A 19,641-nucleotide genomic window follows, 5' to 3' on the forward strand; every position below is an offset into this window, starting at 1 on the left:
GGCGCGCTTCCTCCGCCCTGGGGTCAGGTTCATTTTCCCGGCTCGCATCCGCAGCCACCGTCGCCAGCCGCGGGAAAATGAACCTGACCCCAGGTCGTGACGTGCAGCCTCAACCGCCGCCGATACCGAGCGCCGTGGCCGTGTTCTCGGCATCGACGCGCCAGACATGTGTCGGCAGGAATGCTTCGCGCATGACCGGCAGCGCCGGCGCGAGCCACTCGCGGGCTTCGGCGAGGCGCCCCTGGCGTCGACGCACTTCGGCCTGCTCGCTGCGCACGATCGCGAGCTCGACGGGGATCGCGCCATTGCCTTCGAAGATCGCGTACGCCTCGGCGAGCTGTGTATCGGCGACGTCGAGCTGGCCGCGCATGAGTGCCACCGCGGCGCGCAGGCGGCGGATGTGCGCGAAGATGCGATGGCCCGCGGGCACGAGGTTCGACCACACCTTCTCGGCGTCGGCCGCGAGCGTGAGTGCACCTTCGACGTGCCCCGCGCGCCGCTCGGCGAGCGCGAGCTGCCAGGTGACCGTCGCATACTCGACCGATGCCTCGCCATCGATGCGCTTCGCGCGCACGCGCAGGTCCTCGAGCATCGCCACGGCGCGATCGGCCTGGCCCGACACCGCGAAGGTGCGTGCCTGGTTGCGCGAGGCGCGGCGATGGAGGTCGCTGTCGACCTCGAACTTGCCGCGCTCGATCGCCTCGCGCGCGCGCATGTGGAAGCGCAAGGCCTCGGCGTAGTCGCCAGCATCCTCGAGCGCACCCGCGAGGTTGCTGTAGATCACGGTCTGGTTGAACGGGCCTTCGCGTTCGGGTGGCGGCATGTCGCGCATGACCTGCGCGGCCTCGCGATAGCGGCCGAGGTCGCGCAGCGAAAGCGAAAGGTCGTTCTGCAGCTGCAGCATCGAGATGCCGGTGTCGCCGGTCAGCGCGCGCTGGCGCTCGATGAGGTCGCGCAAGGTCGCCTCGGAGAGCGCGGCGCGTCCGCAACTGCGTTGCGCAGAGGCTTCCTCGCGGCGCAGACGGATGCGGTCGGGGGCGTTCGCGGGCTTGTCGGCGATGCGCGCGAGGCCATCCTGAGCGACCTTCAACGCCTCCTCGCAATCGCCGTTCGACGACAGCAGCGAGGCGAGCATCGGCACGACGCGCATCACGATTTCCTCGGGCAACGGCGTGTCGCCGGTCGGCACGGCGAGCGCCTCGCGGAACAGCGGGATCGCCTTGGCCTCCTCCGCGGCATTGCGCAGCAGGTAGGCCTGCGCGACGAGATCGCGCACGTGCTCGATCGGATCGTCCGGCGCGAACTGCCTGCGCAGTGCGGCAGCCTTCTCGACCGCGGCGCGCGCCTCGTCGGTGCGATCGGCACTGCCGAGCAGGTTGGCGTAACGATCGAAGTCGTCGGCGACGACGAGCGCCTCGGTGCGTTCGGTCGGCTCGGTGCCGGCCAGCCCGCGCGTGAACACCTCGATCGCGACGTTGGTCTGGCCGAGTCCATCGTAGAGACGTCCCAGCAACCGTTGCATGGATCGCGCGACGGTGGGCTCGAGGGCCTGCGCCTCGAGCTTCCCGCGCGCGTGGTCGAGCAGGTCGCGCACGCTCACGGTACTGCTCAAGGCCCGATCGGGAGCTGCCGCGGCGAAGGCGTCGATGAGGAAGCCGAGCGCGGCCTGCGCGCGTTCCGCGTCCCGCTCCGACGCCGCACGTGCCTGCTGGGCGACCTGTTCGGCCGCGACCGCGCGGTCGCGCTCGCGATCGAGCTGCCAGACGAATACGGCGAGCGCGACCAGTGCAGCGACGCCCGCCGTTGCCCCCGCGCGGTGGCGCCACAGGAACTTGCGCAGCAGATACCAGCGCGTCGTGCTTGCCGCACGCACCGGGCGCCCCTCGACATAGGCGCGCAAGTCCTCGCGCATCTCGGCGACGCTCGCGTAGCGCTGCGCGGGATCGGGCTCGACCGCCTTGGCGATGATGCCGCCGAGTTCGGCATCGATCGGCAACGCCGGCGGCGTACGCGTGCCGCCGCGGCCACCGACGAGCTCGCGCAGCAGCACGCCGAGGCTGTAGACGTCACTGGCCGTGGTCACCGCGCGGCCTTCGCGCTGCTCGGGACTCGCATAGCCCGCGCTGAAGATGCGCGTGGACGTCTCGCGCGGGCCGGTGTCGAGATCGACGAGGCGCGCAATGCCGAAATCGAGCAGCTTCACTTCGCCGCCCTGCCCCACGAGCACGTTGGCGGGCTTGAGGTCGCGATGGATCACGAGGTGGCGATGCGCGTGCGCGACCGCATCGAGTACCGCATCGAACAGCGCAAGGCGATCGTGCAGGCGCGGCGCGTGGGCGGCCGCGTAGTCGAGCAGGTTGAGTCCGTCGACGTATTCGAGCGCGAGCCAGGGCTGCTGCTCGCCGGTCTCTCCGCCGTCGAGAAGGCGCGCGATGTTGGGGTGATCGAGTCCGGCGAGGATCTGCCGCTCCTGGCGCAGGCGACGCAGGCCTTCCGTGGTCGGGAAGCCGCGCAGCAGCTTGATCGCGACGGCCTGCGTGAAGCCGCCGTCGACGCGCTCGGCGAGGAACACCGTGCCCATGCCACCGGCACCGAGCTCGCGGATCAGGCGATACGGTCCGAGACGCTCCTCGCGCGGCATCGCGAGCCGCAAGGCCTCGCCTTCGACGGATGCCGCGAGCGGGTCGTAATCGTCGGCATCGGCCTCGAGCAGGCGGCGCAGCGTGGTGCGCTCCTCGTCGGTGATCGGCAGCTCCGCGAGCGCGCCCTCGCGTTCGGAGGCATCGAGCTGACTCAAGCGGTCGAAGTGCTCGGCGTAACGATCGAGCTGGGATGACGTCACGGCATCGCTCTCCGGCACGGGCATCGAAGGTGCGCGGAGGTTCCGCGCGAACGTTCGATTCTAGCGTGCCGCCCGTCGTCGCCGTGGCCCATGCGGCGGAAGCCGATGCAGTCATACCGGCCTGCATGCCGCTCGGCTTCCGGCATCGTGCGTGCCGGCGCCGCGGCGCACCTCGACCGGAGCGCCGGATCCTGATCCGTCGCGCACCATCGAGCGACGATGGCGACACGACGGGGCGTCGGCCATCGCGCCATCGTCGCCTGTCCAGCAGCCGTCGCCGATGAAGTCGACGCGTGTGCACCGGTCGGCCGGGCGTGGCTCGAAGTGCACGGCGGATGCGGATCCTTCCTAGGCGACGACCCGTGGCCCTCGCGGACGTCATCCGGCGTGGCCGTGTTCATGGACCGAGCACCCACGTTGCGACGATGGGCCACCGGGAAGGCTGGACATCGTCGCGGAGCACTCCCATGAGATTCCGTGTCGCCATCCGCGTCGCCATGGGCGTCGCGATCACCAGCTGCTGCATGGCCCACGCAGGCGGCCTGCAGATCACCGCGCAAGGCCTCGCCTCGGGCGGCGGCACCGCGACCTCGCCCGGAGGATGCCGGCGCCTCGAGGGCACGTTCGGCGAGCCCGTGGTCGGGCGCTCGAGCGGCGGTGTCTTCGTCCTCTCGGGAGGCTATCAGGCGGGACCGGGTGCCGGCCGCCGCGACGTGATCTTCCACCACGGCTTCCAGGAGTGCCTGTGATGAACACTTTTCACGCTCCCGTCCGCGCGCTGTGCTGGCTGGCGTGCCTGTGTGTGCTCGTCGGGAACGCCGTCGCGCTGGCGGCGCCGCAGCTCCCCGACTTCGTCTACCAGGGCCGGCTCGAGCAGAACGGCGTGCCTGCGAACGGCAGCTTCGACATGTCGTTCACCCTGTTCGACGATCCGACGGCCGGCAATCAGGTCGGCACCTCGATCCTCGTGCCCGATTACCCGGTGACGGACGGGCTCTTCAGCATCTCGCTCGCGTTCCCGGGGGCGTTCACGGGCACACAGCTCTACCTGCTCGTGAGCGTCGAAGGCACGCCGATGCTGCCACGCCAGGCCGTTGCGACGGCACCGGTATCGCAGTTCACGCTGAGCGGCAGCATCGGCGGCAATGCCGGCGGCGTGCTCTCCGGCACCTACCCCAATCCGGGCTTCGCGCCTGGCGCGGTGACGAGCGTCGCGATCGCCACCTCGGCGGTCACGAACTCGAAGCTCGCCGCGGACTCGGTGACCTCGTCCAGGATCTTCAATGGCGCGGTCGGCACGGACGACATCGGGTCGAGCGCAGTCGGCACGGACGAACTCGCCAACAACGCCGTGACGACGGCGAAGATCGCCAGCGACAGCATCACGCGCGGCAAGATCGCCGGCGGCTACAGCAACGGCTCGATCGCGGTCACGGTGGGCGCCAACGACTGCAACGACTACAACATCGCCATAGGGGGCGCGCAGCTCAACGACATCCTGATCTTCAATCTCCAGTCCGGATCGAGCCTGCCGCCGAACATGTTCATCTTGCCGGTGCGCGTGACGGCCGCCGACACGGTGCAGATCCGCGCGTGCAACATCGGCAGCACGACGCAGTCGACCGGAGACATCGGGATCTATCTGTTGACGATGCGCTGACCCACCGACGACGACACGTAAGCGCGCCACGCCACCAGCCCGGACCAGGGGTCAGGTTCATTTTCGTACGCACGGGCGACACCGTGAGGCCGCGCACCGAAAAATGAACCTGACCCCATGCTGCGGACAGAACAATGGGGTCAGGTTCATTTTTCCGTTGCGAGCACGTTCTCCGAGCGAAACGCTCGTCGGAAAAATGAACCTGACCCCATGTCGTCGCCCCGTGTCGTGCGCGTTTCGGCTGTGGTCACCCCGGCGCGGCGCATTGGGCCTACGCTTCACAGGTTCGACCACCGTGAAGGAGATGCCCGTGATCCCGAAGAACACGATCTGCCTCTGGTACGACGGCACCGCGCTCGAAGCCGCCGAGTTCTATGCCAAGACGTTTCCCGACAGCGAGGTGCGCGCCGTGCATCGCGCACCGAGCGACTTTCCCTCCGGCAAGAAGGACGACGTGCTGACCGTCGACTTCACCGTCTGCGGCATCCCGTGCATCGGCCTCAACGGCGGCCCCGCGTTCAGGCACAGCGAGGCGTTCTCGTTCCAGATCGCCACCGACGACCAGGCCGAGACGGACCGCCTGTGGAATGCGATCGTCGGCAACGGCGGCCAGGAGAGCGAATGCGGCTGGTGCAAGGACAAGTGGGGCCTGTCGTGGCAGATCACGCCGCGCGTGCTCACCGACGCCTTCACGAACAAGGATCCCGCCGTGGCCAAACGCGCGTTCGAGGCGATGATGACGATGCGCAAGATCGACGTCGCGGCGATCGAGAAGGCGGTGAGGGGAGAATGACCGCGATCACGCGCGCGTGCGGCGTCGTCACGGGAAGGCTTTCCGCCCGGTCGATCCCGGCAACATCGCGTGACCTCGCCGATGGGCGGCGCGCGATGTCCTTCCGTCACGGGCGCACGCTGCGCTGATGGAACGGCCTCACGGACTTGCAGAACTCCAGGCACTCCTGCCTGCGGCGATCGCATGGGCCGAGGATTGCTCGACGCAGGCGACAGACGCAGGAGCTCCGTTGTCGGAGGCCGGCCGCGCGTTGGCATGCTCGGTCGGTGTCGTGCATGCGGAGCGCATCCGGGTATGGCGGGTCGACGAGCTGCCGCTGCCCCAGGCTCCCGCGTTGCGGGAAGCGGTCGCCGCCATGGGCCTGCTCGGCGCAAGCACGCTCGGCCTCACGCTCGGCCATGCGGTCCTCGTACGTCACGGCCACCTCGACATACGGATTGCCTCGCACGAGTTCCGCCACGTGCATCAGTACGAGAAGGCTGGCTCGATCGCCTGCTTCCTGCCGGTCTATGTCCAGCAGCTCGTCACGCACGGCTACGCGAACGCGCCGCTGGAGATCGACGCACGCCTGCACGAAGCCGCGAGCGGCGAGCGCGGTGAGCACTTGCTGCTACGCGCCTCCGATCCATCCCGCTCGGATCCATAGCGGGGGAACCGGTGAAGCCGGATCGGCTGATGTCACTGTGCCTCCGGCACGACGGCATCGTCTGCAGCGACTCCAGCCTGAGGCCTGGCGACGAAGCCGCCCCACAGGACATGTCGCCCCGGCGCAGGCCGGGGCCCAGCGCCATTCTTCACGCGCGATACGTCGCATGATCCCGTTCGGCTCTCCGCGCGTAGACGCCGCATGCCGGGCTCAGCTCGTCGCGCCGACCATTGCGCCGAAAGACACTGGGCCCCGGCCTCCGCCGGGGCGACGAGGTTGTGGTTTGCTCGCACGATGCCATCGGTGAACAAGCCCTTCGCGCACCAAAGGATGCCTAGGGGATTCGATTCGCACGTTGCGCAACGAAATCCCTCGGGGATCGCCTCGGACAGTGCACGACGCCGTCACTCGAGGGACGGCTCGACACACCAAGCGGAAAACTTCATTACCCGCGAGGCTCTGGATCACGCGCGAGTGTCTAGGGCTTCATGAACGTCGGCGGCGGAAACGTCGCGATCTTCGCTTCCTCGCGCGCGGCGCGTTCGGCGGTCCATCCGGTCTGCAGGTAGGCATGGATCGACGCGATCTCGTCATCCGTGAGGTGGGCGAGCTGCTCGCGCGCGACGATGCCCATCACGCTGCCCTGCGCATACATGTCGCGTCCCGCACGCGTGACGCCGGTGCGCAGCAGGGTCGTGAACTCGGGGAGCGAGTACGCCTGCACCATGAGCAGCGGCGGCGCGTTGAGGATCTCCTTCGGCGTCTGGTGATGGCAGTTCACGCAGCCGACGATGATCGCGAGGCGCTCGCCCGTGATCGGTGGAGGTGTCGAGGCCTGCGGTGGCGGTGCCGGGGTCGAGCACGCGCCGAGGGCCAGTGCCGTGCAGAACGTGATGCCTGAGAGGCCGCGATGCATCGTCGAAGACTCCGCTGATGGGCAGGCGACACCTGTCGTCGAGGACGTTACACGATGCAGGGCAGCGTGTGGGGCCATGCGGAACGTACGGGCGATCCGCACGCTCCGGCCGACGGCACGGGGGCCTGCCCCACCCCGGACATCGCCCGGGTCACCGGACGTCGCGCCGCAGGCGACGCAACCAGGCTGCCGCGATCAGTCGAATCCGTTGTAGAAGATCCGATCGGGGCCGAGGCGGAAGATCGTGAACGCTCCGGCCCCGTACCCCACGATCTCCTTCCGGTTGTCGCCGTCGATGTCGATGGCCTTCAACCGGGTGCCGGCGAGAAGGTTGCTCGACGCCACCACCTCGCCATCGGAAAGTCGTCTGACCACCGTGCCACGGACGTGGCCGGCCTCGACGAGCATGAGCTCCTCATCCGGCCCCTGGGTGAGCAACGCGATCGCGAATGCGCCATCCGCAACTGCGAAGGTGCGTTCGGGCGAAGTCGAAACCCCGTCGTAGAGCGAGGCGTCGGCCTCCGTGAGCGTCGCGAGTTTCGCGGTCTGCCCTGGCCCCCGCTCGAGGATCGAATGGGAGTCACCGATGTACTCGGCCACGACGCCCGTACCCGACGCCGGACGCAGCACGGCGATCCGGCCACTGCCGTACCCGATGATGACCTCGAGCACCCCGTCCGCATCCAGATCGGCGACGTCGAGCGAGCGCACGGCCGATTGCCCGTATCCCGGCAGGGGCATCGACTGCCACAGGACCTCACCGGTCGCGTGGTCCACGATGTCCACGCGCACGATGTGGGTCGCCGGCCCGCTCTGGGGCTCGGGCAGTGGACCGGCCACGATCACCTGACGTTCGGGGCGATCGAGCACCTGCGCCGCGGCGACGCGCAACGGTTCGACATCGGTGTCCAGCGAGCGGGACGACAGCAGCGTCCCGCGGGCATCGAAGGTCCACAGCCAGCGCGACAGCAGCGGGCCGTAGCCGTTGGGATACTCCGCGCCGGCGACGAGCAGCCTGTCGTCACCCCCGGCGATCGGGAGCACGCTCAAAGCGTTCTGGCCAACGTTCTGCGCAGGGACGAGCCCTGGCAGCCACGCGGATCCGGAATCTGCCTGCAGGAGGAACGCCGGCCCCTCCAGGATACCCAGCGTCCCGAGGCGGGTGTCGCGCCCCACCCCGTCGGTGAGGTAGGCGAGCGAGACCGTGCCATCGCCACGTCCGAGCAACGACCAGTCCGCCACACTGGATTGGCCGTGGAACGTGCGCCACCGCGGAGATCCCGTGAGGGGAAGGGTGTTCGCGACGACGCCCGCATTGTAGTTCGCGTCAGCCCACACCAGTTCGGGTATCCCGTCGCCGTCGAGATCGACGGCGACAGGCGAGTACACCGGGCCGAGGCGCGGCTGCTGGGACGTGTTCCTGTCCCACAGCGTGACGCCGGTGACGAGGTCGATGGCGCGGACACGCGACGACGTGGCCATGATCAGGTCGCTGTGCCCGTCCCCATCGGCGTCGGCGACGACAAGGGTGAAGTCCACCGTCGAGGAGGCAACGTGCCGCACCGAAGGGACGGGCCCGAACGTCGCGAGATGGACGTCCGTGCTCGACGCGAAGGCGATCGCCGTCTGCCCCTCGTAATTGACGCGATAGGCTCTCGAGACACCGTCGATCCCGGCATCCCAGACCGGCGTGACGGACCACGCCTCGCCTTGCGGCGCCACCGTATAGGCTCGTCCGTTACCGGTCACGATCTCGCCGCGCCCGTCGCCCGTGATGTCCGCGATCTCGAACCTTCCCACATCCGGCATGTACAGGTGACCACGCGAGGAGAGCGTGGCGGCATCCCGCACCTCGATGCTGTTGCCACCCGGCATGCGCACGAGGATCTCCGGCAGACCATCGCCGTCGATGTCGCCCGAGGTCATGTAGTCGGCGGTCGAGGGGAACGACGCCTTGACGGCGAGGCTGCGCGCATCGCGCAGCTCGGTCAGGCCGAACCAGCCGATCACGAGGTCCTTCCCGCCCGTCGGGCGATCGATCCCTGTCACGGTCCGGAACTGGCCACCCTTCGATTCGATCCGGGCCACTTCCCGGTAGCTCCGTGCCGAGGGATCTTCCTCGACGAAGGACACGCTTCCCCCTTGGGCGACGATCAGCTCCGGCCGGCCGTTGCCATTGGAGTCGAGCGTGCCCGACAGCGCGTACGGCGTGCCCCACACGCCGGCGCTCCCACGCACAAGCTCGAGTTCGGTCGACGCCGGAAGATCGGCGGCCGAGGACAGCCCGCCCAGCAGGAGCAGGCAGGAAAACGAACGCATCGGTACATCCCCTGAAAAAAAGATCCATCCGCCGGGTCGACGATGCGCGAGGCGCGGCTCGATCGCCCGGAATGAAGCTCCACGGCCGGCATCCTAGCAGAGCCTTCCCGGACTGCTCGCGATACGGTCCATGCGGGTCTCGCCGTGCCACCGCCGATCGCACCGGTGCACGCCGTCTCCCGGTGGTGCGATCGACCGATGAGGTACTGCCTCGGTCAGTCGAAATCATCCTCGAACAGCACGTCATACGCGGGCGAAAACTCGCTGCTGTAGCCGTTGGCATCCGTGGCGGTGGTGACGAACGGGATGCCGCGTGCGCCGGTGGGCAGCGTGAGGGTGACCGTGCGGTCGGCCTGCGCGGAGGCGAGCGGGTAGCTGTCCTGGCCGATCAGGTCGCCGCTGCCGCCGAGCAGGCTGTCGTAGACATCGATGCGCAGCGGGTAGGTCGCGTTGGCGGGCGCGGTGTCGACGCGGTAGGTGATCGTGAGCTGGTTGCCGGTGCGGGTCGCGGAGACGATCTCGGGGAAGTTTTGCGTGTTGTTCGGGCCGGTGTCGGCGTCGTTCGCGTCGTTCGCGGTGCGGCCGTCGCCGGCGAGGTCGACGTTGGTGCGGCCGCTGGCACGGTTGTGGTGGATCACGTTGCCGCGGTTGTCGACGTGCGCGAGCGCCTGGTTGGCCGCGATGATGCCGCCACCACGGTTGTACGCGATGAGGTTGGCCTCGCCCGCACCGAAGCCGCCGAGCGGGAAAGCAGAGGCGATGCTGGCGGCCTGCACCTGGACACCGCCGCCGAACAGCGCGGCGGAGGGCGATGGGAAGCCGTTCGGCAACGGCTGCGTGCCGGTCCAATCGGTGCCGATGAAGTTGCCGAACACCTCGACGTTCTCGATCGGCACCGACGCACCGGTGCCGAAGTTCGGCCAGATCGCGATGCCCCAGGGTTGGTTGCCCGAGATCACATTGCGGGCCGCCGGATCGACACCGCCGATGCGTACGTTGCGACGGCTGGCGAGGATGATGCCGGCCCAGTTGCCGGACAGGCCGTTCGGGATCGCGAGCGTGCCGCCCGCGTCGGTGCCGATCAGATTGCCTTGCACCGTCGCCTCGCCGCCGATCATCACGCCACACGCACTTCCGGACAGCAGGTTGCGCTGCCATGGCAACACGCCGCCGACCCGCAGCGCCGAGAATCCCGAGCGGATCGCGCAGCCACCGTTGGCGCCTGCTGCACTGCCGTCGATCGTCGTGCCGATGTAGCTGCCATGTACGGTGATGCGCGAGGCATCCGCGTTGCCGGTGTTGCCGAGGATCGCGTTCTGCAGGCCGCGCATCGCGAGGCCTTGCACCGTCAGGTCGGCATTCGCTTGCAGCATGAAGCCGTTGGTCGTGGCCGTGGTCGCCGTGATCTCGATCGCGAGCACCGTATCGAGCCCGCCCTGATCCGGGGAGCGCGTGTTCTGCACGCTGCCGAGCTGCGAGTAGCCATCGATCGTCAGCACGCCGCTGATGAACGGCAGCGTCGAGGCGAGCGTGATCGTGTGAGGGCCGCTGCCGGGGATCGCGAACACGATCGTGTCGGTACCGGCCGCCGCGTTGGCGCTCGTGATCGCCGCGCGCAGCGATCCGGCGCCGGTGTCGGCCGCGGTCGTGACGGTGAACGTAGCCGCGTGAGCCGCCGCTGTGGCGGTGCACACGGACAGCGCGGCGAGCGCGCGGATCAGGCGATGGGCGGACATGGCAGGCTCCCCGGCGACGTGAAGGGCGATCGCGTGGGCGTTCACGACGCGGCGCACGACCTCAGGCGAGGCAATGCGGGAGCGGCGAACGCGCGCGAGCGCGGACTTCGGACGCCACGGAAGCGGGTGCGACGGGAGGCCATCACACTGCCGCGCCATCGCGCATGGCCCGTGATGCCGCGCGATGTCGTGGCATGAGCGGACCCGGCGCGTTGCCGGAGTGGAGAACGCGCATGCTTCGTCACGTCGTCGTCGGCCTGTTTCTCGCCATGCTCGCGCTGGACGCGCAGGCGGCCACCTTCCAGGTGACTCGCATCGACGATCCCGCGCCCGGCGCCTGCGTGCCCGGCGACTGCTCGCTGCGCGAAGCGATGGACGCCGCCGCTGTGAACGATCCTGCGGGCGAGGTTGATGTGATCACCGTGCCGTCCGGTTCGATCGTCCTCACGCGCGGCAGCCTCGTGGCCGTCGCGCAGAAGCTGCGCGTGCAAGGCGCCGGCTCGGGCTCCACGCGCATCGTGCTCGACGAGGCGTCCACGAAGATCTTCCGCACGGCCGCCGGCGGTGAGCTGACCGCGATCGGCATGACGCTGGACGTGGCCGGCGGCGCCGTCGACGGCTGCCATGACGGCTATCAGGGCGTTCCGGTGTCGATCGACGATGTCGTCATCGTGAGAGGCAGCATCACCGTCTGCGGCACGACGCGGATCCGACGCAGCGAAATACGCACCAAGCTCTACGCCAACTATGGCGATACCCTGGTCGAGGACAGCGCGATGCGTGACTTCGTCATGCAAGGCGGTGGCACCTCGCAGTTGACGATGCGACGCGTTCTCCTGGACGGCTCGATTGATCCGGACAACACCTATCCCCCGCAGGCGAGCGTGATTCGCGGCACGCTGCTGATGGAGGATTCGACGATCACGCATACCGAATTCTGGCTGCAAGGCGTCGGCCCCAGCGTGATGACGCTGCGCCGCGTGCACTACATCGACAACATCGGGCCGATCCGCACCGAGAGCACGGCCCTGATGACCATCGAGGACAGCCTGTTCGAGAACAACACCGTGCGTGCGCTGTACGTGGCCTCCGACGCGGAGTGGAACATCAGTGGATCGACCTTCGTCAACAACAGCGTCAACGGCAACGCGGGCGGCGCGATCGTGCTCGAGGACGAGGCCATCCTGCGCATCCGCAACAGCACGTTCTCAGGCAATACATTCTCGGTCGCCGCCGCTGGCGACGGCGCGCGCGGCGGCGCGATCGGCTTCCGCAACGGTGCCGGCGCGCAGCTGATCCTCACGCACGTCACCCTCGCGCGGCCCGCGTTCGCGCCGGTCGGCATCGTCGGCACCGTCCTCGGCGGCCACGGCAACGGCGTCGCGCTCTCCCTCTCCAACTCGATCGTGCAGGGCACATGCGGCATGAACGCGATCGTGCTGCAGAACCAGGCCGGCAATATCGAGAGCGGCGGCGACACCTGCGGGCTCGATCCCGAGACCAACCGCGTCAACGTAAGCACCACAAGCCTCGCCCTCGGCGCCCTCGCCGACAACGGCGGCCCGACGCCGACCCGACTCCCCGCTACCGGCAGCGTCTCCATCGATCGCGGCAGCACGCCGCAATGTCTGCCCAAGGACCAGCGTGGCTACGCGCGACCCGGCGGTGTGCGTTGCGACGTGGGCGCGGTGGAGGCGGATGCGAGTGACCGGCTGTTCGCGAACGGGTTCGAGTCCTGAGGGCTGCGAGCGCGTATCGGGGCGACCGCTTCACGACATGAGCCGCGATGCCACCTCGTGCCGGCACGTGACACGAGAACCGGACTGCGCATCATCACGGATGCGCACGTGCATGCCGGGCGAGTATTCTTGCACTTGAACGATGCTCTACCACTTGCGGCGCAGCTTGCCGCGGCATCAGGTCGACAGGGAGGGACCGTTGCAGATCGATGTCCTGTTTCTGCGCTCTCTTGCGCTGGTCACCCTGATCGGCGGGGGCATCGTCCTCTATATTGCCGTAAGCGGCCCCTCGTCATTTCCAGACCGTAGTGTTCTTTCTTCCGTAACAGGTACCGCCGAGTGGGTACGCCGTGACCGTTATGGCATGGAGTTCGGACTGAAGGGCGACGGCCGCACCTTCTTCTACGCCAGCAAGGGTGGCGAACTGAACTCCGTAGTAGCCACGCTACGGACCAGGGAGATGAACCCCGTCACTGTGCTCGTGCCGAATGAGCCCCAAAGGCCTCCTGCAGGAGAACCGTTCTACCAAGTGTACGAAGTCGAGTCGAAGCTCGGCCCCGTCCGCACGCACGACGACATCAGGAATTCTTGGTCCTCCGACTACCGTACGGCCTACGTCGTCGCACTACTCATGTTCATCATGGCTGCGGCGCTGGAGTATGTTGTTCGCCGATGCGTTCCACCTGCATGCACTGCACGGTAGCGGCGTAACCAGGCAACGCCAGGGCTGACCGACATGAGGTTCGCGTCAGTCCTGATGGCGATGCGCCCTGATCACGAGTCGGCTGGGTTCGCGCTCATCGCCGTACCGGAGCGTGAGCTTCATTTCGACATCGTCATCGATGCCCGCGCCGCCGAACGCGAGCACCTCCGCGTCGAGTCGCTCGTAGATGACGGCCTTCGTCGTGCGCCAGGGCGTGCAAGTCAAGCACGCGAGCGAACGACGGAAGTTGAGGTCTGCGAATTCGCTGGAACAGTTCTCGAGCAGATAAGCACACAGCCGACGACCGGGCTCGTACCCGTCGCTACCGCATTGCTTCGACTAGAGCGTGTCGCGGAACTGCTCAGACGAACCCCAGAGATTTCCGAGTTCGACGGCACGCGTCTCGTTGGGCGCGACTCTGTTGGCGAACGCCGCGATCTCGAGGCACCACGGATCGTGCGCAAGCCGCGTCGACGCGCAACGGGCGGACAACAGGAAGCACGAGGCCAGTGCTAAACACTTCATCCGTGAACCCGCGGCCAGGACGCCGGGATGATCTTGTCGGTGGCCTTGTAGACGCGTGTCTGACGATCGCCCGTGACGCCTATCGGGATCACGGCTTTGAAGTACTCGACTCCGCGGCCGGCGCTGGAGCGCGCTTGGCAACCCAGTTGAACAGGAAGTTGCGGTGTTCGGCCCAGGTCTGGCCGACCGCTTCATCGCCCTGCAGGCATACCGCCGTGTGATACGGCCCCTGCCCGTCGGTCGTGCGGAAGCTCGAGCAGAGACGACCGCGATCCTGCTTCCAGCGACCCGCCTCAATCGTGCTCTGGTAGAAGCTGCCGACGACGGTGCCGTCGGGTTGCAGCGTCAGCTGCATGGGCTGGGTGTAGGGCTTGGCGGGGTCGGTGGAGAGGTCGACGAGCCATTGACCTTCCAGTGAAGCAGCCTCACCCAGAGTGCCGATGTGAACAGAAAGAGCTAGATGCAACATCAAGTTGCTTATATGCATAAGCGCCCTTCTTGACCGCCCTAATCAGCCGAAATCGAAACTATTTCTTGGAGACGACATCTATCAATTTAGAGAAGAAGCCAGCCGCATCTGCACCAGACTCTTCTACAGCACCGACCTCATCCCGGAATATACTTTTCGCGACATCCACCTTAATATCTTCGGCTTTTTTAGGATCGAGCAAGGCGAGGTATGGGCCGATTGTCGTAAGAATGTGCTGCCGCCTACGATTGACAACCTCGTTACTGCGATGTCTAGACGATTCTCTCGCCATGTACAAAGCGGGAGCAAATAGCACCAACGAGAACGGGAGTCTTGACAGCGCCGCCTGCCAATCAATGGAATGTTCCGCCACAGATTTAACTGCACGGAAAAGCTCAGGCATAAAAAGCACCATAGCAGCCAGCCCCATTAGAACAATCGCAGAAATGCGATATCCATTCGCGCTCTTTCGTTCTTCATTAGCGTACATGGCGTAAGCGCCAGCCTGACCTGTGTCCAAGACCGCCCCGAGCACCTTCGCAGCGTTATCCAGATGCTCGCCCATGACCACCTCGCCGGCAACAAACTTTTTCTCCGCGGACACAAATTGGCGGTCCAACTTCTCCTGAAAGTCGGCAGTCCACGTCTCAAATTTATCCGACCGATCCTTTTCGCTTTGCTGGAAGTTAGCGTTGAAAACAGCAAGCAACTTCGGAAGCTCGGCCTCCATACTTGATATGCGACCGTCCAACTTATCCTGAGTCGCGACGGCAGATTCATGCAGCTCATCAAGAGCACGGTAGCCTTCAACTATGCCATCTTTTACATCAGAAAGACTTTTCTCAAAACTTTCGGCTGAATCATGCATTGACTCCGAATAAGCCGTTACCGCGCGAGTCAACTGCGCCTTTGAATTGCCGTACACGACCAAGGGCGCCTGAACCAAAATAGATACTATCGCATCGAACTGCGAATTGGCATTCTGCAAATGACCCAACGCACCATCTGATGAATAGCTACCGATCTCGGATATGACGCTTTGGACGTAGCTATGCATTGAATTAAGCGCTTGGTAACCACCGATCTCGGGGTCCATAGCGTCAATTGAACTCGCCACGAAATCGACAACTTTTTTCAGGCGGGCCATCTCTTCCGCCTTAGGCAGATCATTGGCTGAAATATCAGCCAATATACTCTGCAAGTGAACATAATCGTTGTGAATCTGGTGACTCTTGAATTGCTCAGTCCAGCGAGACATCCCTTCCCCCTGAAGATCGCTCAATTACAGGAACAATGCTTTAGCCCCTGTTCCCCATCACCCACACTTCGAATACCCACAATTCAAACACGTCGCGCATCCGTCCATGACGATGGTCGCGGTCGTGTTGCACTTGTGGCAGAGGGTGGCGCCGGGCGGGAAGGAGCCGGTGGAGGTGTCGGTGCTTTCGGCCGTTGCGGCGGAGGACGTCGAGGCGCTGGATCCCGGCGTGCGCCGGGATGACGGGTCTTCGGAGGGTGACGCGGCCGCCGGAGCGGCTTCGGTCACGCCACTATTTTTTTTTGAGCGGGCTTCGTACTCGGCGCGCTTCTCGGCGATGAGCTTCTTCGCGCTCGCATCGAGTTCGGGATCGTGCAGGAGGCCGATGAGCTTCATGTGCTGCTCGATCACCGCGCCGAGCTCGGCGACGATGCTCGGCATGTAGACGCCGCCGGCCTTGAAGTAGCCGCCACGCGGATCGAACACGGCCTTGAGTTCCTCCACGAGGAAGGTCACGTCGCCGCCCTTGCGGAATACCGCGGACATGATGCGCGTGAGGGCCACGATCCACTGGAAGTGGTCCATGTTCTTGGAGTTGATGAACACCTCGAACGGACGGCGCAGCTCGTGCTCGGTGCCCTGGTTGAGCACGATGTCGTTGATGGTGACGTAGAGCGCGTGCTCGAACAGCGGCGACTTGATCTTGTAGGTCGCACCGACGAGCACCTCGGGGCGCTCGATCTGCTCGTGCATGTGGATGACTTCGGCGCTGGCGGGCGCGGGGGCTTCCTGCGCGGCGGGCTTGGCGGCGGCCGCTGCGGCCGTGGCGTCATCGGGCTTGCCGACGGAATAGCCCTTGATCTTCTTCGTGATCTTGATCGCCATGCCGGCGTGCTCCTGCGGGTCGATGCGGCCTCCCGTCGGGCGCGGATCGCAGGGCGGGATGACCAGGTGATGGATGCCGGGCCGGAATGCGGCGGGGCGGTGGAATCGTCCCGGCCGGGCCGGGAACCGTGCGGACCGGTGGCGTGCACCGGTCCGCGCGGGTATCGCGTGTCACGCTGCCTTCCCTGCCCTCACGGGCCGGGAAGGCGGTCGATCAGCGGCGCGCCTTCTTGGCGGCGGCCTTCTTCGCGACCTTCTTCGCGACCTTCTTCGCGGGCGACTTCTTGGCCGGCGCCTTCTTCACGGCAGCCTTCTTGACGGCCTTCTTCGCGACAGCCGCCTTCTTGGCGACCTTCTTCACGGCCTTCCTGGTGGCCTTCTTCGCGGGAGCGGCTTTCTTCGCGACCTTCTTGGTCGCCTTCTTCACGGCCTTCTTCGCGACGACGGCCTTCTTGGCGACCTTCTTCGCGACTTTCTTCGCAGCCTTCTTCGCGACGGCCACCTTCTTGGCGACCTTCTTCGATGCCTTCTTCACCGCCTTCTTCGCGGTGGTCTTGGCCGGCGCGGGCTTCTTCGCAGCCGCCGGCTTCTTCGCGGCAGGCTTCTTGGCGGTGACCTTCTTGACGGTCTTCTTCGCGCTCTCGACCACGGCGGCAGCCTTGGCCTCGACCGCGGCGACCTTCGGCTTCACCTTGGCGGCGACCGTGCGGACGGTGCGCGCGGCCTGCTTGCGCGCCTTCTTGACCGTGTCGGCGACCTTCTGGCCCGCGGAGACCGCGGCGTCCTTCGCGTCGGTCGCGACGCTGGTCACGAACGTGGCCACGGCGCTGCCGGCGTCGCTGATCGCGCCACCGGCCGTCGACAGGCCTTCCTTGATGTCACCCAACGTACTTTCGTTGCTCATGTGCCTCTCCGCTTGATCAGTGGTTGCCGGTGGTGGTCGAACATCGCGCGTGGCAGCGTCGTCGACGCCGCGTCCGCACCCTCAGAACTTGCCGTAATAGCCTTCCTTCAACGCATCGAAGAGATTCGCTGCGGTGTGGACCTCGCCATCGTACTCGATCTGTTCGTTGCCCTTGACCTCCACCACGCTGCCGTCCTCGAGTTCGAAGCGGTAGGTGGTGTTCTCGAGATCATGCTCCTTCACGAGCACGCCTTGGAAGGCCGCCGGATTGAAACGGAACGTCGTGCAGCCCTTGAGGCCCTGCTCGTGGGCGTAGCGGTAGATGTCCTTGAAGTCCTCGTACGGGTAATCCGTCGGCACGTTGGCGGTCTTGGAAATGGACGAGTCGATCCACTTCTGCGAGGCGGCCTGGATGTCGACGTGCTCCTTCGGGCTGATGTCGTCGGCGGCGACGAAGTACTCGGGGAGCTTCTCCTCGGCCTTGTCCGAGAACGGCATCGCGCGGCCGTTGATGAGTTCGCGGTAGGCGAGCAGCTCGTAGCTGTAGACCTCGACCTTCTCCTTGGACTTCTTGCCCTCGCGGATCACGTTGCGGCTGTAGTGGTGCGCGAAGCTCGGCTCGATGCCGTTGGAGGCGTTGTTGGCGAGCGACAGCGAGATCGTGCCGGTCGGCGCGATCGAGGTGTGGTGCGTGAAGCGCGCGCCGACCTCGGCAAGCTCGGCGACGAGCTCGGGCGCGACGCTGGCGATGCGCTGCATGTAGCGCGAGTACTTGGCGTGCAGCACGCGCGCGGGGATCGCATCGCCGACCTTCCAGCCGTCGGTGGCCATCTCGGGGCGCTTGCGCAGCATCTCGGCGGTGACCGCGATCTCCTCGGCGAGCACGGGCGCGGGGCCCTTCTCCTTGGCCAGGCTCAGCGCGACTTCCCAGCCGGCCACGGCCATCTCGCGCGAGACGTCCTCGGTGAAGCGGCAGGCCGCTTCCGAGCCGTAGCGCATCTTGAGCATCGTGACCGTGCTGCCGAGGCCGAGGAAGCCCATGCCGTGGCGGCGCTTGGAGAGGATCTCGTTGCGCTGCTGCTCGAGCGGCAGGCCGTTGATCTCGACGACGTTGTCGAGCATGCGCGTGAACACGCGCACGACCTCCTTGTACTCCTCCCAGTCGAAGCGCGCCTTCGGGCCGAACGGATCGCGCACGAACGTGGTGAGGTTGATCGAGCCGAGCAGGCACGAGCCGTACGGCGGCAGCGGCTGCTCGCCACACGGGTTGGTGGCGCGGATGTTCTCGCACCACCAGTTGTTGTTCATCTCGTTGACGCGGTCGATCAGGATGAAGCCGGGCTCGGCGAAGTCGTACGTCGAGACCATGATCATGTCCCACAGGTGGCGGGCGCGGATCTCGCCGTACACCTTGCACGCGACGAGGCCGTCGTCGCGCACCACGTAGTTCTTGTGGGTCGGCCAGTCGCGCCAGACCACCTTGTCGGCGTCGGCGAGGTCGATCTCGTGCTGCTCCTTCACGTGCACCGGGAACACGAGCGGCCAGTCGGCGTCGTCGGCGACGGCCTGCATGAAACCGTCGGTGATCAGCAGCGAGAGGTTGAACTGGCGCAGGCGGCCATCCTCGCGCTTGGCGCGGATGAACTCCTTCACGTCCGGATGCGAGACATCGAACGTGCCCATCTGCGCGCCGCGGCGACCGCCGGCGGACGAGACGGTGAAGCACATCTTGTCGTAGATATCCATGAAGGACAGCGGACCCGACGTGTACGCGCCGGCGCCCGACACGTACGCGCCGCGCGGGCGCAGCGTCGAGAACTCGTAGCCGATGCCGCAGCCGGACTTGAGCGTGAGGCCGGCCTCGTGGACCTTCTCGAGGATGTTGTGCATCGAATCCTCGATCGTGCCCGAGACGGTGCAGTTGATCGTCGAGGTCTTCGGCTTGTGCTCGGCCGCGCCGGCGTTGGAGGTGATGCGGCCGGCGGGGATCGCACCGCGGCGCAGCGCCCACAGGAAACGCTCGTACCAGTAGGTGCGCTTCTCGTCCGTGGTCTCCACGTCGGCCAGGGCGCGCGCGACGCGCTGCCAGGTGTGGTCGATCGTGGTGTCGATCGCGGTGCCCTGCTTCGACTTCAGACGGTACTTCTTGTCCCAGATATCGGCCGAGGCCGGTTGCAGCGGTATCTCGACCGCGCCGCGCGCGAGTCCTTCCAGACGCACCGTGCTCATCTCGGGTGTTCCCTCCT

At 66.4% G+C, this 19,641-nt stretch carries 16 protein-coding genes; 7 read left to right on the top strand and 9 right to left on the bottom strand.

Annotated elements, in window-relative coordinates:
* Positions 1-109: 109 nt before the first annotated feature.
* Positions 110-2,842, bottom strand: coding sequence for a protein kinase domain-containing protein (locus tag ACQQ2N_RS01245; RefSeq protein ID WP_440223853.1), 2,733 nt, complete (start codon positions 2,840-2,842; stop codon positions 110-112).
* A 467-nt stretch (positions 2,843-3,309) separates the two neighbouring features.
* Here ACQQ2N_RS01245 and ACQQ2N_RS01250 point away from each other — a divergent pair, with 467 nt between their 5' ends.
* The 5 genes from ACQQ2N_RS01250 to ACQQ2N_RS01270 all read left to right on the top strand — a co-directional run bounded on the left by ACQQ2N_RS01250 (position 3,310) and on the right by ACQQ2N_RS01270 (position 5,941).
* Positions 3,310-3,591: a hypothetical protein gene (locus ACQQ2N_RS01250; RefSeq protein ID WP_440223854.1), complete on the top strand. Its 282-nt coding sequence runs from the start codon at positions 3,310-3,312 to the stop codon at positions 3,589-3,591.
* The gene (locus ACQQ2N_RS01255; RefSeq protein WP_440223855.1) at positions 3,591-4,502 is read left to right on the top strand and encodes a hypothetical protein; all 912 of its coding nucleotides are present in this window, start codon (positions 3,591-3,593) and stop codon (positions 4,500-4,502) included. Before ACQQ2N_RS01250 ends, ACQQ2N_RS01255 begins: the two co-directional genes overlap by 1 nt.
* Before the next feature lie 310 nt (positions 4,503-4,812).
* Positions 4,813-5,295 (top strand): VOC family protein, encoded by a 483-nt coding sequence (locus ACQQ2N_RS01260; RefSeq protein WP_440225694.1) that lies wholly within the window; start codon positions 4,813-4,815, stop codon positions 5,293-5,295.
* A complete protein-coding gene (locus ACQQ2N_RS01265) occupies positions 5,292-5,423 on the top strand; it encodes a hypothetical protein (protein WP_440223856.1) in 132 nt (43 codons plus the stop codon). The genes ACQQ2N_RS01260 and ACQQ2N_RS01265 overlap by 4 nt, the downstream gene beginning before the upstream one ends.
* A 101-nt stretch (positions 5,424-5,524) precedes the next feature.
* Positions 5,525-5,941, top strand: a complete 417-nt coding sequence (locus ACQQ2N_RS01270) for a hypothetical protein (RefSeq protein ID WP_440223857.1) — start codon at positions 5,525-5,527, stop codon at positions 5,939-5,941.
* A gap of 478 nt (positions 5,942-6,419) precedes the next feature.
* On the opposite strand, the gene ACQQ2N_RS01275 is transcribed toward ACQQ2N_RS01270, so the two are convergent.
* The 3 genes from ACQQ2N_RS01275 to ACQQ2N_RS01285 all read right to left on the bottom strand — a co-directional run bounded on the left by ACQQ2N_RS01275 (position 6,420) and on the right by ACQQ2N_RS01285 (position 10,912).
* On the bottom strand, positions 6,420-6,857 hold the full coding sequence (locus ACQQ2N_RS01275) for a hypothetical protein (RefSeq protein ID WP_440223858.1): 438 nt from the start codon (positions 6,855-6,857) through the stop codon (positions 6,420-6,422).
* Positions 6,858-7,052: 195 nt separating this feature from the next.
* The gene (locus ACQQ2N_RS01280; RefSeq protein ID WP_440223859.1) at positions 7,053-9,176 is read right to left on the bottom strand and encodes an FG-GAP repeat domain-containing protein; all 2,124 of its coding nucleotides are present in this window, start codon (positions 9,174-9,176) and stop codon (positions 7,053-7,055) included.
* Between the two features lie 215 nt (positions 9,177-9,391).
* Positions 9,392-10,912, bottom strand: coding sequence for a hypothetical protein (locus ACQQ2N_RS01285; RefSeq protein WP_440223860.1), 1,521 nt, complete (start codon positions 10,910-10,912; stop codon positions 9,392-9,394).
* Between the two features lie 233 nt (positions 10,913-11,145).
* On the opposite strand from ACQQ2N_RS01285, the gene ACQQ2N_RS01290 reads away from it, so the two are divergent.
* Both ACQQ2N_RS01290 and ACQQ2N_RS01295 read left to right on the top strand, forming a co-directional pair.
* A complete protein-coding gene (locus ACQQ2N_RS01290) occupies positions 11,146-12,651 on the top strand; it encodes a choice-of-anchor Q domain-containing protein (protein WP_440223861.1) in 1,506 nt (501 codons plus the stop codon).
* Positions 12,652-12,850: 199 nt separating this feature from the next.
* Positions 12,851-13,354, top strand: a complete 504-nt coding sequence (locus ACQQ2N_RS01295) for a hypothetical protein (RefSeq protein ID WP_440223863.1) — start codon at positions 12,851-12,853, stop codon at positions 13,352-13,354.
* A 613-nt stretch (positions 13,355-13,967) separates the two neighbouring features.
* Here ACQQ2N_RS01295 and ACQQ2N_RS01300 read toward each other — a convergent pair.
* From ACQQ2N_RS01300 to ACQQ2N_RS01320, 5 genes are all read right to left on the bottom strand, one after another.
* Positions 13,968-14,366: a hypothetical protein gene (locus ACQQ2N_RS01300; protein WP_440223864.1), complete on the bottom strand. Its 399-nt coding sequence runs from the start codon at positions 14,364-14,366 to the stop codon at positions 13,968-13,970.
* Positions 14,367-14,406: 40 nt separating this feature from the next.
* Positions 14,407-15,630, bottom strand: coding sequence for a hypothetical protein (locus tag ACQQ2N_RS01305; RefSeq protein ID WP_440223865.1), 1,224 nt, complete (start codon positions 15,628-15,630; stop codon positions 14,407-14,409).
* A gap of 33 nt (positions 15,631-15,663) precedes the next feature.
* Positions 15,664-16,491, bottom strand: coding sequence for a TSCPD domain-containing protein (locus ACQQ2N_RS01310; protein WP_440223866.1), 828 nt, complete (start codon positions 16,489-16,491; stop codon positions 15,664-15,666).
* A 214-nt stretch (positions 16,492-16,705) separates the two neighbouring features.
* A complete protein-coding gene (locus tag ACQQ2N_RS01315; protein WP_440223867.1) occupies positions 16,706-17,395 on the bottom strand; it encodes a hypothetical protein in 690 nt (229 codons plus the stop codon).
* A gap of 81 nt (positions 17,396-17,476) precedes the next feature.
* On the bottom strand, positions 17,477-19,624 hold the full coding sequence (locus ACQQ2N_RS01320) for an adenosylcobalamin-dependent ribonucleoside-diphosphate reductase (RefSeq protein ID WP_440223868.1): 2,148 nt from the start codon (positions 19,622-19,624) through the stop codon (positions 17,477-17,479).
* Between the last annotated feature and the right edge of the window lie 17 nt (positions 19,625-19,641).

The sequence above is a fragment of the Dokdonella aquatica genome, assembly GCF_051987395.1.
Taxonomy (GTDB): Bacteria; Pseudomonadota; Gammaproteobacteria; order Xanthomonadales; family Rhodanobacteraceae; genus Dokdonella.

What these genes read in the sequence shown, in the direction of transcription:
- ACQQ2N_RS01320 (WP_440223868.1), bottom strand. Translation starts at nt 19,624, where the DNA reads ATGAGCACGGTGCGTCTGGAAGGACTCGCGCGCGGCGCGGTCGAGATA.
- ACQQ2N_RS01255 (WP_440223855.1), top strand. Translation starts at nt 3,591, where the DNA reads ATGAACACTTTTCACGCTCCCGTCCGCGCGCTGTGCTGGCTGGCGTGC.
- ACQQ2N_RS01250 (WP_440223854.1), top strand. Translation starts at nt 3,310, where the DNA reads ATGAGATTCCGTGTCGCCATCCGCGTCGCCATGGGCGTCGCGATCACC.
- ACQQ2N_RS01280 (WP_440223859.1), bottom strand. Translation starts at nt 9,176, where the DNA reads ATGCGTTCGTTTTCCTGCCTGCTCCTGCTGGGCGGGCTGTCCTCGGCC.
- ACQQ2N_RS01315 (WP_440223867.1), bottom strand. Translation starts at nt 17,395, where the DNA reads ATGAGCAACGAAAGTACGTTGGGTGACATCAAGGAAGGCCTGTCGACG.
- ACQQ2N_RS01285 (WP_440223860.1), bottom strand. Translation starts at nt 10,912, where the DNA reads ATGTCCGCCCATCGCCTGATCCGCGCGCTCGCCGCGCTGTCCGTGTGC.
- ACQQ2N_RS01265 (WP_440223856.1), top strand. Translation starts at nt 5,292, where the DNA reads ATGACCGCGATCACGCGCGCGTGCGGCGTCGTCACGGGAAGGCTTTCC.
- ACQQ2N_RS01300 (WP_440223864.1), bottom strand. Translation starts at nt 14,366, where the DNA reads ATGCATATAAGCAACTTGATGTTGCATCTAGCTCTTTCTGTTCACATC.
- ACQQ2N_RS01275 (WP_440223858.1), bottom strand. Translation starts at nt 6,857, where the DNA reads ATGCATCGCGGCCTCTCAGGCATCACGTTCTGCACGGCACTGGCCCTC.
- ACQQ2N_RS01290 (WP_440223861.1), top strand. Translation starts at nt 11,146, where the DNA reads ATGCTTCGTCACGTCGTCGTCGGCCTGTTTCTCGCCATGCTCGCGCTG.
- ACQQ2N_RS01310 (WP_440223866.1), bottom strand. Translation starts at nt 16,491, where the DNA reads ATGGCGATCAAGATCACGAAGAAGATCAAGGGCTATTCCGTCGGCAAG.